Here is a 14,373-nt window from a genome sequence, read left to right on the forward strand (position 1 = left end):
GGGAGGGGACAGACCGGAGGACGAAGTCTGTAGGGCTGGCACCGCACCCAACACCCACCCAGCCCGCCGCAGGCGCAACGGCGAGACCACCCGCGACGCCGCAGACAGCTACGTACGGGGCGCCGCAAAGCGCAACGGCGAGCGAGCCCCGCGGCGCCGCAGACAGTTACGTACGGGGCGCCGCAAAGCGCAACGGCGAGCAACAACCGCGGCGGGACAGCCAAGTACGTGGGGGTTAACGCACTGGCGGACGCCAGTCAGGGCGGCGGCCCGCGAGGCCCACCACCTTGTCGAGGAGGGGCGCGCCCTCCGGGACCGGGACCACCGTTCCGAACAGTGGCCCGGTCGTCGCGTCGCTCTCCGCCCAGGAGGTCAGGAGCGCGTACGAGACCTGGAGGGCGTCCGGGTCCGGCACGTATTCCTGGCTGGTGGCGCGGGCCAGGTCCCAGCCGTGGAGCACCAGCTCGTTGAGTGCGACCTGGCCCGCGACCGCGCCCGGGAGCGTGACGCCGCCCGCCTGCGTTTCGCCCTGCCACGCGTCCGGTGTCCGCCAGGCCGCCGCCATCCCCGCCAGGTTCCGGTCCAGCTCCGCACGCCAGCCGGGGTCCACGTCCGGCCGCATCGCGTCGGGGGACAGCCGGGTGGCCGGTCCGAGGTCCTTGTGGGCCACGTCCTGGAAGGCGGCGGCCAGGCCGACGAGATGGCCCAGCAGATGGCGCACCGCGTACTTCTCGCACGGCGTGGGCGCATCGAGCTGCTGCTCGGCCGTACCCGCGGCCAGCCGCGAGACCTCCCGGGCCTGCGCCGCGAAGTCGATCATCTCGGTCATCGTGCGGTTCCTTCCGTCCTGCGGAGCCCTTGTCGGCTGTCTGCCGGCCGGCTGTCGTATCCGCCGTACCGCCGGCCACCTCCACAGTGCAGACCCCACCCCGGAAGAACCCCTCGCCACACCGGACATCCGGCGAGGACGCCCCACACCGACCCAGAGCCAGGCGCAGACCCCGACCCCGACCGAGACCCGACCCCGACCCAGCCCCCGACCCGAGCCCGGACCCGTACTCGAACGCCGACCCCGACCCAGCCCCCGACCCGAGCCCGGACCCGTACTCGAACGCCGGCCTCACCCGAACCCGGGCCCGACCCCGCCCCCCCCGGCGGTGCGCCGAACGGCTACCGCCGTTCGTACCGCTCCCGCAGCGTCGTCTTCAGTACCTTGCCGAGTGGGCCGCCGCGTGGCAGCTCGGGGGTGATTTCCAGCTGTTCCGGCAGCTTCTGCGTCATGACGCCGGCCGCCCGCAGATGTGCGGTGAGCGCGTCGAGGGTGAGGGGCGGGGCGGCCGGGTCGGCGGGGGTGATCACCGCGCAGACCCGCTCGCCGCGGTCCCGGTCCGGCAGTCCTATGACGGCCGCCTCGGCGACCGCCGGATGGGTCTGCACCAGTTCCTCGACCTCCTGGGCCGAGATGTTCTCGCCCTTGCGGATGATGATGTCCTTGAGCCGCCCGGTGAGCACGAGGTGCCCGTCGGGGCGCAGTCGGCCGAGGTCGCCGGTGTGGAAGTACCCGTCGGCGTCGAACGCCTCCGCGGTCAGTGCCGGGTCGGTGTACCGCCGGAAGAGCATCGGGCCCTTGAGGGTCACCTCCCCGGTTTCCCCGGGCGCCGCCGCGCTCCCGTCGGGCCGGACGATGCGGATCCGGGCGCCCATCACCGGCCGGCCCACCGTCCGCGCCAGCTGGTCGTCGCTGTCGTACGGCGTGCCCATCGCGATCATCGGGCACTCGGTCATCCCGTAGCCGTGCACCACCGCACACCCCAGCTCCCGCCCGGCCGCCGCGTACAGCTCCGGCGACATCGGGGCGCCGCCGCCCGACAGCACCCGGAGCGTGGGGATCAGCCGCCCGGCGTCCGGCCGGGTGCGCCGGTACCGCTGGGACTCGTCGAGGAACGCCTGGTAGAACGCGGTGCTGCCGCCAGCCATGGTCACCCCGTACCGCCGGTAGACCGCGGCCGCCCGGTCCGGCTCGAAGGTGTCCAGTACGACCGCGGGAAAGCCGCTGACCAGCATGGCGATGACGTAGTCCGGCCCGGCGATGTGCGCGTACGGGAAGGCGATCGAGCCGATGTCCTGTGCGGACATCCCGAGCGCGGTCGCCAGCCCGACGCCGCCGGCGATCAGGCTCGCGTCGGAGTGCTCGACGCCCTTGGGCGACGAGGTGGTCCCGGAGGTGTAGTAGATCCACCGCGTCCCGTCGCGCTCGGGTGCGGCGACGTCCGGGAGTCCCGATGGATCCCCTACGGGCAGCCCGGCACCCACCGGTACCACCCGTACGCCGTCCGGGGCCGCCTTACGGGCCATCGCCGCGTGGTCGAATCCGCGCCACTCGCCCGGTACGAGCACGTACTCCGCCGCCGACTCCGCCAGGATGAAGCCGACCTCGCGCTCCCGGTGCAGCGGAATGACCGGCGTCTGCACGGCCCCGAGCCGGGCCAGCGCCAGCGAGACGATCACCGTCCGGATCTGCGTCGGCAACTGCCACGCCACCCGCGTTCCGGCCCCGATCCCCAGCCCCCGCAACCCGGCGGCCACCCGCAACGCCTCGTCCCGCACCCCGTCGAAGCTGACGCTCCGCCCCTCCGCGTCGAAGAACATCGGCGCCCCCCGCGACGCCTCGGCCCGGTACTCCACCAGCTCCCAGAGCGACCGCACACGACCAACTTCGAACACGACGCGCCTCCTGGCTGCCGGGGTCGGGTGGGGCGCACTGTAGCAGTGGATCTGATGGAGCGTCAGATAGCGTGTGGGTACCGGATGGTGTGCACATGCGACGGCAGCGGGACCATGCGTCGTGGCATGGTCCCGCTGCCGAGGTGCTCCGGCCGTGCCGTCGCAGGGCCTGCGCCGGTCAGGGCATGTGCTTGTCGGCCGGGGTGACGGCGGTGCCGGACGTGACCTGGCTTCCGGTGATCGGGGCGTGGTGGTCGAACGTCGAGACCTGGCCGGTTACGGGACGGGTGGTGTCCGCCATCGCCGGTGCGGTGGCCGCACCCGCGGCGGCGACCGCGAGAGCGGTGAGAAGGGCGGCCTTGTAAGCGCGGGTCATGCTGGTTCCTCCGTTAGCGATGGGGTGGCAGTGCATCGAGCGTAAGGAGGGTTCCGCTGACTTCAGCGCACACGTTCGAGCGCATGGCCGGAAACCGGTGCAGGTCGGCCGGATTGCCGAAGTCTGTGCAGATATGCGCGTGCGCGGAAAGGCCGCAGGGACCGTTGCCGATGGCTCCCCTCCGTGCCATCGGAACGGCCCCTGCGATCCCCCGAAACCCCTCCGGCGTGCGCTACTTGGGATCGCCCAAGATGTCACCGCGCGGCGTGCCGATGGGCTGGTGGTGGTCCAGCGGCTTGACGATGTCGTCGCCGGGCGTCACCGGCTGTTCGTTCTTGCCCACGATGCGACGGCCCTTGGGACCGACGATGGGCTGGTGGTGGTCGAGCGGCTTGATGATGTCCCGCTCGTCGGGCTGGGTGTTCTCGGTGGCCAAGCTGATCAACTCCAGTGTTTGGGCGCTTGTTTCCGGCCACCCGGCCGGCGACTCCCCCGTGGGTCGCCGGACAGGTGCGTCGGGGCCGAACACCATAACGGTGGGGCCAACTGACCGAACCGCTTGCCCCCCGAGGCGGCGGGTCGGTGAGTAAAAGACTGGCCTGAGGCGATGAACGATCGATAAACGTCCGCGTCCAACGCCGTCGCCGCGTGCGGCCGGCTGCGGTTGGTGCAGGTCAGGCGGCTGCCACCGGACGCAGCAGACGGCGCACCGCGGCTCCTTCCGGGGAATCCAGCCGTTCGTAGACGCTCAGCGCCTCCTGCCAGCACACCCGGGCCCGGCCGGACTGCCCCACACCGTCCAGGGCGCGCCCGAGCAGGGTCAGGACGTTGGCGTGCCACCACTCGCCGCCGATGGCCCGGAGCGCGGTCAGCGCCTGTTCGGCGTGGTTGGCGGCCTGTGCGGGGTGACCGGCGGTCAGGTCGGTCTCGGCCAGGCGGAAGTACGTCATGCCCTCCCAGAAACGCTGCCGGCTCGCCTGGAAGATCGCCAGGGCCTTGTTGAGCTGCTCGGTGGCGTCCTCCAGCCGCTGGGCGCGGGTGAAGGCCAGCCCGAGCGCGTACATGCCGTTGGCCAGCCGCCGGGTGGCGCCCAGCTCCCGGTAGATGGCGATGCCTTCCTGCGCCAGCCGGATGGCGGTGTCCACCCGGTCGGTGGCCAGGTGGACCCGCGAGAGGTTGCACAGGGCGCTGGCCTCGGACGGCTTGTTGCGGTCCTCACGGAACGCACTGAGCGCCTGCGTGAGGTACGCCTCGGCGTCGGCGTGGCGGCTCTGCGAGTTCGCGATGATGCCGCGGTCGTTCGGTGCGTACGAGGAGGCGAAGGCGTCCTGGGTGGCGAGGCCCAGCAGCATGGCCGACTGGGCGTGCTCGTCGGCCTTGTCGAACCGGCCGGCGAGGGTGTGCACGTTGGTGAGCGCGACGTGGATGCGGGCCTGGGCGCGCTGGTCGTCCATTGCGCGGGCGGCCTCCAGCAGGGCCATGTTCACGTGCTCGTACTGGCGGGAGTCGGCGCCGGATTCGGCGAGGTCCTGGGCCAGCAGCAACAGGTCCACCGCCCGCCGCAGGGTCTTCGGCCCGGCGGACTGCTGGGCGCACGCCAGCAGGCACCGGGCCTCGGCGAAGAGCCACTCCAGGGCTCCTATGCGGTCGGTGAAGGTGAGGCCCGCGTACTGGGGGCGCGCCATGTGGTCGGCCAGCCGGTCGCCCGGGCGCTCCAGGGTGTAGACCTCCTTGGCCGTCGCCAGGTAGAAGTCCAGCAGCCGGGAGAGCGCCGCTTCCCGTTCGGTGGGCGGGTGTTCGTCCCGTTCGGCGCACGCCCGGGCGTAGAGCCGGACCAGGTCGTGGAAGCGGTAGCGGCCCGGCGCCGCGGACTCCAGGAGGCTGGCGTCGACGAGGGATTCGATCAGATCTTCCGCGGACTCGACGTCCATGTCGAGCAGGGCGGCCGCGGCGGCGAGCGAGATGTCCGGGCCGTCGGCGAGGCCCAGCAGCCGGAACGCCCGGGCCTGGTGCGGCTCCAGCTGCCCGTAGCCCAGCTCGAAGGTGGCGGTGACCGCGAGGTCACCGGCGCGGAGCTCGTCCAGCCGGCGGCGTTCGTCGGCGAGCTTGCGGGCAAGGGTGGAGACCGTCCACGTACGGCGGGCGGCGAGCCGGGAGGCGGCGATGCGGATCGCCAGGGGCAGGAAGCCGCAGGCGCCGACCACCGCCATCGCCGACTGCCGTTCGGCGCTGACCCTTTCCTCCCCGACGATGCGGGTGAAGAGCTTCAGCGCCTCCTCGGGGCTCATCACGTCGACGTCGATGAGGTACGCGCCCGCCAGGTCGATCAGCCGGGCGCGGCTGGTGATCAGCGCCGCGCACCCTTCCGAGCCGGGCAGCAGCGGACGTACCTGCGCCGCGTCCCGGGCGTTGTCCAGCAGGGCCAGCACCCGGCGCCCGGCGAGGGTGGAGCGGTAGAGGGCCGAGCGCTCCTCCAGGCCGTCCGGAATGGAGGAGTCCGGTGTGCCGAGGGCACGGAGGAAGGAGCCCAGCACGGCCTCGGGCTCGGACGGGGTGTGGCCGGCGCCCTGGAGGTCGACGTAGAGCTGGCCGTCGGGGAAGTGCTCGCGGGCGGCGTGCGAGACGTGCACGGCGAGGGTGGTCTTGCCGACGCCGCCGATGCCGGTGAGCGCGGAGACGGCCATGACGCTGCCCTCGGCGGTGGCGAGTTGCTTGCCGAGCTCGTCGACGAAGGCGCTGCGGCCGGTGAAGTCGGCCACCGTGGCCGGAAGCTGCTGTGGCCGGACCACGACGGGGTCGGCGGCGTCCGGGCCGTCGATGACGACGGGCGGTGCGTCGAGGTCGGTGTCCGCCCGCAGAATCCGCTGCTGCAGCTCCGACAGTGAGGCGCACGGTTCGACGCCCAGTTCGTCGTCGAGGAGGCGTCGGGTGTCGGTGTACACCGCGAGCGCCTCCGCCTGGCGGCCGCTGCGGTACAGGGCCAGCATCAGCAGTTCGCGCAGGCGCTCGCGCAGGGGGTGGGCGGCGGTCAGGGCGGTGAGTTCGGAGACCGCGTCGGCGTGGTGGCCGAGTTCCAGGTCCAGTTCGAGGCGGGCCTCGATGAGGGAGAGCCGCCACTCGTGGAGGCGGGTGCGCTGGGTCTCGGCGTACGGGCCGGCCAGGCCGGCCAGCGGCTCGCCGTCCCACAACGCCAGGGCCTTGTCGAGGAGTTCCCGGGCCCCGGCCCGGTCGCCGGCCGCCCTGGACTTCTCCGCCTCGGAGGCGTACTGCTCCGCGTGGTCGTGGTCGAGATCCGGCGGGCTGCCGTCCACCGGGCGCAGCGCATAGCCGCCCGACTCGCTGACCAGGGCCGCGGCGTCGTCGCCCAGTGCCTTGCGGAGCCGGGAGGCGTACGTCCGCAGCGCGGCGAGCGCGGCGTGCGGAGGTTCGTCGCCCCACAGGGCGTCGACCAGCTCGGCCGCGGTGGCGGTCCGCCCGCCGCGCAGCAGTAGTGCGGCCAGCAGCGCTCGCTGCTGCGGGGAGCCCGCCGCCAGCGGCGTTGCGCCGCGCCAGGCCCGTACGGGACCGAGCACGGTGAAGCGGAGCCGCTCCCGCCCCGGACCGTCGTCCATGGTGTCCCCCTGCCCTGTGGCATCCATCCGCGCCGTATGCGCCATCTCGCTGTATGCACCTTCTCGCTGTGCGCAACGGCCAGTCTGCCTTGTCGCGGCCCCTTACGTCAGTAGGGGTCCGGACCGTGCACAAAGCCTCCCCGGCTGACGGGGCCGGGGGCGCCGGGGGCGCACGGCAGGGGCGCGGAGGGTGACCTTCCGTGCGCCCCTGGGGGCAGTTGGCCCCGCGCGTGCGGCGGCCGGACCGCACCGGGAGGCCGTCCGCGATAGCTGACGGTACGTCAGATCCGCGCTACCGTGGCCGCTATGGAGACCTTCCCCAGGATCATCTCGGTGGACGACCACACGGTGGAGCCCCCCACCGTCTGGCGGGACCGGCTCCCGTCGAAGTACCAGGACACCGGCCCCCGCATCGTCCGGGCACCGCTCGCGGAAATGACCTTCGTGGGCGGAAAGTTCGCCCCGAAGATGGGCGCCCCAGGTGACGACGGGCCGATAGCCGACTGGTGGGTCTACGAAGACCTGCACCGGCCGCTGACCCGCCTCGACACCGCCGTCGGCTACGCACGCGACGACATCAAGCTCGAAGGCATCACCTACGAGCAGATGCGCCCCGGCTCGTACAGCGTCCCCGAGCGGCTCGCCGACATGGACGTCAACCACGTGCAGTCCGCCTTGTGTTTCCCCACCTTCCCCCGTTTCTGTGGCCAGACCTTCACCGAGGCCAAGGACCGCGAGCTCGGGCTGCTGGGGGTGCGCGCGTACAACGACTGGATGGTGGAGGAATGGTGCGGCCCACAGGCGCAGGGCCGGCTGATCCCGCTCACCCTCGTCCCCCTCTGGGACGCGGAACTGGCCGCCGCGGAAGTACGGCGCAACGCGGCCCGCGGCGTACGGGCGGTCTGCTTCAGCGAGATCCCGCCCCACCTGGGGCTGCCCAGCATCCACACCGACTACTGGGACCCGTTCCTGCGGGCCTGCGACGAGACCGGCACCGTCATCGCCATGCACATCGGCTCCTCTTCGAAGATGCCGTCCACCTCGGCCGACGCGCCGCCCGCCGTCGGTTCGACGATCACCTTCGCCAACTGCTGCTTCTCGATGACCGACTGGCTGATGAGCGGCAAGTTCGACCGCTTCCCGGGCCTGAGGATCATGTACGCCGAGGGGCAGATCGGCTGGATCCCGTACATCTTGGAGCGCGCCGACGTCGTCTGGGAGGAGAACCGCGCCTGGGGCGGCGTCGCCGACAAGGTCCTCCGCCCGCCCTCCGAACTCTTCGCCGAGCATGTCCACGGCTGCTTCTTCGACGACGCCTTCGGCCTGCGCAACCTGGACGCGATCGGCGTCGGCAACGTCCTGTACGAGACGGACTACCCGCACTCCGACTCGACCTGGCCCAAGTCGCGGGAGGTCGGCGAGACGCAGATGGGCCATCTGCCGCCGGACGTCGTGGAACGCATCGTCCGCGGCAACGCGATCGACCTGCTCGACCTGACGCCGGAGGGCCTCTGGGCGGGCTGAGCCGAAGGTTCCCGCGCGCCCGCCCCTACGGCCGGCCGGTACGTGGGTCGGTACGTAGGCCGTACGTGTACATCGGTCGGTACGTGGGTCGTACGCGGACCCGTACGTGAGTCAGTACGTCTGCCAGGGCCAGTGCGGATCGTCCCAGCGGGCCTCGTCCGTGAGGCCGAGCAGCCGCACGTGGTGCAGCAGCTCGTCCGGAGCGCCCTGGGAACGCAGCCGGGCCGGTGCGTGCCGGACCAGCCAGCCGGCGAGTTCGGCACACAGCTCGTCCTCGCCCTCAAAGGCGTCCCAGGGCAGCTCGTCCCGCAGCAGGTCGTACTCCCACTGGTCCACCGCCGCGACCAGCTGCCGGTCGGCCACCGGGCCGCTCTGCTCCGCCCATGCCGCGAGCCACGGGGTGAGCGTGCCGGAGGCCTCGGCACAGCAGGCGAGGACCTCGTGGGCGGGGACGGCGGCGCGGGGGTCGGTGAGCGTGTGCGCCCACCAGGCGCGCAGGTACTCCCGCACCGCCGCGGCCTGCGCGTCCGGCCACGCCTGCCACCGCCCGCGGGCGAACGCCCGGCCGAGCTCCTCCATGCCGAAAAGCGGCTCGATCCGCCCGGCAATGATCTCCCCGGCGAGCTGCGGCAGGACCCGCCGCAGCACCTGCTCGGGGAACGACCAGTCGACCGCCTGCCACGTGCGCCGCAGCAGATCGGGCTCCAGCACCACGTCCGGCACCTTCAGCTGCGCCAGCTCCTCGGCGCTGCCCCAGTGGCAGTCACAGTTGGACTCGTCGGGATGCGCCGTCATCCCCCGGAAGGCGACGACCACGCCCTCCAACGCAACGTCGAGCCGGAGCGGGGTGCGGGAACCGCTTGCGCTGACCATCACCGTGAACCGGCTTTCCTGACTCCGCACACCGGCTCCCACCGGGCGAAGAGAGCGACCTTACCGGACGGGGGGCGGTTCGGCGACGCAGCGGCCTTGTCTGCTGACGCCCCAGGCACGACGATGTCCGCGCGAGTTTGAGCTGACGGAGCGTCAGCTAAGCGTGCGGCCGGGCGGAGGCAGCGATGGATGACCGAGGCGTGTGGCGGCCTGGGGGGGATGGGCGGCTGGCGTATGGGATGCAGTTGCCGGTGCAGGCGCAGAGTGGGGTTTTTGCGGAGGGGTGGGAGGCCGGGGCGGGGCCGCGGGATCTGGTGGAGATCGCGCGGGCCGCGGACCGGGGCGGGTTCGCGTATGTCGCCTGCTGTGAGCATCTGGCGATTCCGCGGCGGCTGGCGGAGGCGATGGGGACCGTCTGGTACGACCCGGTGGCCACGCTCGCGCATCTGGCCGCGGTGACGGAGCGGGTGCGGCTGCTGAGTCATGTGGCGGTGGTCGCCTTCCGGCATCCGCTGCTCACGGCGAAGCAGTACGCGACGCTCGACCGGTTGTCGGGCGGGCGGCTGATCCTGGGGGTGGGCGCCGGGCACGTGGCGGAGGAGTTCGAGGCGCTGGGGGTGGATTTCGCGCGGCGGGGTGCGGTGCTCGACGAGACGATCGAGGCGCTGAAGGTGGCGCTCGGGCCGGAGGAGTTCCCCGCGTTCGTGGGGGAGCGGTTCGCGTTCGAGGGGCTGGGGCAGGCGCCGCGGCCCGTGCAGACGCCCCGGCCGCCGATCTGGGTGGGCGGCTCCTCACCCGCCGCCGTGCGCCGGGCCGCGGTGCGCGGGGACGGCTGGCTGCCGCAGGGGGACCGGCGCGAGCAGCTGCCCCGGCAGATCGCGCGGCTCCGGGCGGCGCGGGCGGCGGCGGGGGTCACGGAACCGGTGGTGATCGGGGCGATCGCCGAGCCCGTGTACGTGGGCGAGCCGGGCTGGGACGTCGGGCGGCACACCGTCCGGGGCAAGCCGGAGGCCGTCGCCGAGTCGTTGCGGGCGTACGCGGAGATGGGCGTGCAGCAGATCCAGGTGCGGTTCCGCAGTCGGAGCCGGGCCGAACTCGTGGAGCAGATGGCGGCGTTCGGGGCGGAGGTCGCCCCGCACCTCGGCCTGTGACATCCGGCTTCCTCGCCGATGTGGCTCCGCACCTTCGGCGGGAAGGGCCCGGGTGCCCGCATCTTCAGCAGGGACAGGACTTTGCACCTTCATCCAGTAGGGAGTACCGGCATGGGCAAGCTCGACGGGCGGGTCGTTCTCATCACCGGGGCGGCGCGTGGGCAGGGTGAGCAGGAGGCGCGGCTGTTCGCGGCGGAGGGGGCGGGGGTCGTGCTGGCCGACGTCCTCGACGAGCCGGGCGAGGCCGTCGCGAAGGAGATCGGCGACGCCGCGCGCTATGTCCATCTGGACGTGAGCCAGGAGGAGCAGTGGGTGGCGGCGGTGGCGGCCGCCAAGCGGGCGTACGGGAAGGTCGACGGGCTGGTCAACAACGCCGGGATCCTGCGGTTCAACGAGCTGACCGCCACCCCGCTGGTCGAGTTCCAGCAGATCGTGCAGGTCAACCAGGTCGGGGCGTTCCTCGGGATCAAGACGGCCGCGCCGGAGATAGCGGCGGCCGGCGGCGGCACGATCGTGAACACGGCCTCCTACACGGGCGTGACGGGGATGGCGTACGTCGGGGCGTACACCGCGACCAAGCATGCGATCGTGGGGCTGACCCGGGTCGCGGCCCTGGAGCTCGCGGCGAAGAAGATCCGGGTGAACGCCGTCTGTCCGGGCGCGATCGACACCGCCATGAGCAATCCGGCCCAGCTCGACCCGGCGGCCGACGCCGAGGAGGCATCGGCGGCGCTGGACGAGCTGTACCGCAAGCTGGTGCCGCTGGGGCGGGTGGGGCGGCCGGAGGAGGTCGCGCGGCTGGCGCTGTTCCTGACGTCCGAGGAGGACTCGGCGTACATCACGGGCCAGCCGTTCGTGGTGGACGGGGGGTGGCTGGCCGGGGTGAACATCTTCTGACGTTGTGTCAGATGCGCTGTCCGGTGCTCTTGACGGTGCCGGGTGGCGGTGCCACAGTCGGCGCAATCGATAGCTGACGGTACGTCAGATAGTCGTCGGGCGGGCACCTCGACCCAGCGCGTCGGGCCACGCCGGGCGGCGGATACAGGGACGGTGATCCACTGTGGAATTCGGCCTCTTCGTACAGGGATACGTGGGCAAGCGGGCCAGGACCGACCCGCTCGCGGAGCACAAGGCGCTGATGGAGGAGACCGAGTACGTCATCCAGGCGGACGCCTCCGGGTTCAAGTACGCCTGGGCGTCGGAGCACCACTTCCTGGAGGAGTACTCCCACCTCTCCGCCAATGACGTCTTCCTCGGCTACCTCGCCCACGCGACCGACCGGATCCACCTCGGCTCCGGGATCTTCAACCCGTTGGCGCAGGTCAACCACCCGGTGAAGGTCGCCGAAAAGGTCGCGATGCTGGACCACCTCTCCGAGGGGCGCTTCGAGTTCGGCAGCGGGCGGGGCGCCGGATCGCACGAGATCCTCGGCTTCCTGCCGGGCATCACGGACATGAACCACACCAAGGAGATCTGGGAAGAGACCATCGCCGAGTTCCCCAAGATGTGGCTCCAGGAGGAGTACCCCGGGTTCCAGGGCAAGCACTGGCAGCTGCCGCCCCGCAAGGTCTTCCCCAAGCCGTACGGGGCCTCGCACCCGGCGATGTGGTACGCGGCCGGGTCGCCGTCCTCGTACGCGATGGCGGCCCGCAAGGGGCTGGGCGTGCTCGGCTTCAGCGTCCAGAAGGTCGCCGACATGGAATGGGTGCTGGAGCAGTACAAGACGGCCGTCCGGGACGCCGAACCGGTCGGCGACTTCGTCAACGACAACGTGATGGTGACGTCGACGGCGATCTGTGCCGAGACGCACGACAAGGCGGTGCAGATCGCCGTCAACGGCGGGCTCAACTACCTGCAGTCGCTGGTGTTCCGGTACCACGACACCTTCCCGCGGCCGGACGGCATCCCCGAGTGGCCCGAGCTGCTGCCGGACTACACCACCGAGATCATCGAGCTGCTGATCGCCGAGGAGCTGATGATCTGCGGCGACCCGGACGAGGTGCTCCGGCAGTGCAAGCGCTGGGAGCAGGCCGGCGCGGACCAGCTGAGTTTCGGCCTGCCGATCGGCATCCCGTACGAGGACACCATGAACACGATCAAGCTGATCGGGGAGCACGTCATCCCGAAGATCGATACGGACCCGGTGCACCAGACGACCCGGTTCCGCCAGGCGGCCGGCAACTGAGCCGCCGACGCGACCGTCCCGTGCCGGCGACCGACCGCCACGGGACCGGCACCGCGCCCGGCATACGAGCCGGCAACGAGCCGGCCACTGAGGGGAGGCAATTGCCGCCATGCTCGACCACCTGATCAAGGGCGCGACCGTCGTGGACGGTACGGGCGCGCCCGCGTACCGCGCCGACGTCGGCATCCGGGGCGGCAGGATCGCCGTCGTCGCCCGGCCGGGCGGCGTGCGCGAGGAGTCGTCCTCCGTGGAGGACGCGACCGGTCTGGTCCTCGCCCCCGGCTTCGTCGATCCGCACACCCACTACGACGCCCAGCTGTTCTGGGACCCGTACGCGACGCCCTCGCTCAACCACGGTGTGACGACCGTGGCGGGCGGCAACTGCGGATTCACCCTCGCGCCCCTGAACCCCGACCGCCCCGAGGACGCCGACTACACCCGGCGGATGATGTCCAAGGTGGAGGGCATGTCCCTGGTGGCGCTGGAGGAGGGCGCACCGTGGACGTGGCACTCGTTCGGGGAGTACCTCGACGCTCTGGAGGGCCGGATCGCCGTCAACGCCGGCTTCATGGTGGGGCATTGCGCGCTGCGCCGGTACGTGATGGGCCCGGACGCGGTGGGCGGGCAGCCGACCGGCCGGCAACTGGCCGAGATGCTCGCCCTCTTCCACGAGGCCATGGACGCGGGCGCCTGGGGCTTCTCCACCACCCAGTCGTCCACCCACTCCGACGGCGACGGCCGCCCGGTCGCCTCCCGGCACGCCGGGCCCGACGAACTGCTCGCGCTGTCCCGCGCGGTCGCCGAGCACGAGGGCACCCAGATCGAGGCGATCGTGGCCGGCTGCCTCGACCGGTTCAGCGATGCCGAGATCGACCTGTTCGTGGAGATGAGCGCGGCGGCCGGACGCCCGCTGAACTGGAACGTGCTGACCATCGACGCGGCCGTGCCGGACCGGGTGCCCCGGCAGCTGACCGCGAGCGAACGGGCCCGTAAGGCCGGCGGCCGGATCGTGGCGCTGACCATGCCGATCCTCACGCCGATGAACATGTCGCTGGGCACCTTCTGCGCGCTGAACCTGATCCCCGGCTGGGGCGAGGTCCTCGGGCTGCCGGTCGACGAGCGGATCGCCCGGCTCCGCGATCCCGCCGTCCGCGCGGAGATGCTGCGGCGCGCGGGCAGCGAGGAAGCCGGCGTCTTCCGCCGGCTCACCGACTTCGGCCGGTACGTCATCGGCGACACCTACTCCGCGGCGAACGAGGGCCTGACCGGCCGGGTCGTCCGGGACATCGCCGCCGAGCGCGGCCAGGAGCCGTTCGCCTGCCTGGTGGAGATCTGCGCCAACGACCGGCTGCGGACGGTCCTGTGGCCGATGCCCACCGACAACGACCCGGACTCCTGGGCGCTGCGCGCCGAGACCTGGCAGCACGAGGACGTCCTGTTGGGCGGCTCGGACGCCGGGGCGCACCTGGACCGGATGTGCGGGGCGCCGTACACCACCCGGTTCCTCGGCGACTGCCTGCGCGGCCGGAAGCTGATGGGCCTGGAGCAGGCGGTGAAGATGCTGACCGACGACCCGGCGCGGCTCTTCGGACTGCGCGAGCGCGGCCAGATCCAGGAGGGCTGGCACGCGGACCTGGTCCTCTTCGACCCGGAGCGGATCGACGCGGGCAAGGCCACGCTGGTGCACGACCTGCCGGGGGACAGCCCGCGGCTGGACTCCAAGGCGATCGGGGTCACGGCGGTGTGGGTCAACGGCGTCGAGGCGATCCGCGCGGACCGGGTGACGGGCGCGACGCCCGGCACGGTGCTGCGGTCGGGGCGGGACACCAGGACGGTGAGCACGCGGTGAGGAGACCGGGCCGTGGGTGCGGGGACGTGGGCGGTGAGGTTCCGGTGAGCGGGACCGTAGGTGCGGCACGTGGGCGGTGG

11 protein-coding genes are annotated in these 14,373 nt (G+C 72.1%); 5 read left to right on the forward strand and 6 right to left on the reverse strand.

The annotated features are described in order from the left end of the window. Positions 1–235 precede the first annotated feature (235 nt). The 5 genes from ACGF4C_RS23180 to ACGF4C_RS23200 form a co-directional block, all read right to left on the reverse strand. Positions 236–829: a TIGR03086 family metal-binding protein gene (locus ACGF4C_RS23180; RefSeq protein WP_393568726.1), complete on the reverse strand. Its 594-nt coding sequence runs from the start codon at positions 827–829 to the stop codon at positions 236–238. A 341-nt stretch (positions 830–1,170) separates the two neighbouring features. Beyond that, positions 1,171–2,724: a class I adenylate-forming enzyme family protein gene (locus ACGF4C_RS23185; protein WP_393568727.1), complete on the reverse strand. Its 1,554-nt coding sequence runs from the start codon at positions 2,722–2,724 to the stop codon at positions 1,171–1,173. Between the two features lie 178 nt (positions 2,725–2,902). Then, the gene (locus ACGF4C_RS23190) at positions 2,903–3,100 is read right to left on the reverse strand and encodes a hypothetical protein (protein WP_393568728.1); all 198 of its coding nucleotides are present in this window, start codon (positions 3,098–3,100) and stop codon (positions 2,903–2,905) included. Between the two features lie 232 nt (positions 3,101–3,332). Then, positions 3,333–3,536: a hypothetical protein gene (locus tag ACGF4C_RS23195; RefSeq protein WP_393568729.1), complete on the reverse strand. Its 204-nt coding sequence runs from the start codon at positions 3,534–3,536 to the stop codon at positions 3,333–3,335. Between the two features lie 238 nt (positions 3,537–3,774). Then, positions 3,775–6,711 carry a BTAD domain-containing putative transcriptional regulator gene (locus tag ACGF4C_RS23200; RefSeq protein WP_393568730.1) on the reverse strand — a complete coding sequence of 979 codons (2,937 nt, stop codon included), beginning with the start codon at positions 6,709–6,711 and terminating at the stop codon, positions 3,775–3,777. 297 nt (positions 6,712–7,008) lie between these two features. Here ACGF4C_RS23200 and ACGF4C_RS23205 point away from each other — a divergent pair, with 297 nt between their 5' ends. After that, positions 7,009–8,235, forward strand: coding sequence for an amidohydrolase family protein (locus ACGF4C_RS23205; RefSeq protein WP_393568731.1), 1,227 nt, complete (start codon positions 7,009–7,011; stop codon positions 8,233–8,235). Between the two features lie 111 nt (positions 8,236–8,346). On the opposite strand, the gene ACGF4C_RS23210 is transcribed toward ACGF4C_RS23205, so the two are convergent. Next, positions 8,347–9,138, reverse strand: a complete 792-nt coding sequence (locus tag ACGF4C_RS23210) for a hypothetical protein (protein ID WP_393568732.1) — start codon at positions 9,136–9,138, stop codon at positions 8,347–8,349. Positions 9,139–9,293: 155 nt separating this feature from the next. Between ACGF4C_RS23210 and ACGF4C_RS23215 the strand changes: the two genes are divergently transcribed. The 4 genes from ACGF4C_RS23215 to ACGF4C_RS23230 all read left to right on the forward strand — a co-directional run bounded on the left by ACGF4C_RS23215 (position 9,294) and on the right by ACGF4C_RS23230 (position 14,293). Then, positions 9,294–10,259, forward strand: coding sequence for a TIGR03619 family F420-dependent LLM class oxidoreductase (locus ACGF4C_RS23215; protein ID WP_393568733.1), 966 nt, complete (start codon positions 9,294–9,296; stop codon positions 10,257–10,259). A 111-nt stretch (positions 10,260–10,370) separates the two neighbouring features. Next, on the forward strand, positions 10,371–11,156 hold the full coding sequence (locus tag ACGF4C_RS23220; protein WP_393568734.1) for an SDR family NAD(P)-dependent oxidoreductase: 786 nt from the start codon (positions 10,371–10,373) through the stop codon (positions 11,154–11,156). 163 nt (positions 11,157–11,319) lie between these two features. Continuing rightward, on the forward strand, positions 11,320–12,444 hold the full coding sequence (locus ACGF4C_RS23225; RefSeq protein WP_393568735.1) for an LLM class flavin-dependent oxidoreductase: 1,125 nt from the start codon (positions 11,320–11,322) through the stop codon (positions 12,442–12,444). A gap of 109 nt (positions 12,445–12,553) precedes the next feature. Continuing rightward, complete coding sequence (locus ACGF4C_RS23230; protein WP_393568736.1) at positions 12,554–14,293, forward strand: amidohydrolase family protein; 1,740 nt, start codon at positions 12,554–12,556, stop codon at positions 14,291–14,293. The last annotated feature ends 80 nt before the right edge of the window (positions 14,294–14,373 follow it).

It is taken from the genome of Streptomyces sp. NPDC048197 (assembly GCF_043202395.1).
GTDB lineage: Bacteria > Actinomycetota > Actinomycetes > Streptomycetales > Streptomycetaceae > Streptomyces > Streptomyces siderophoricus.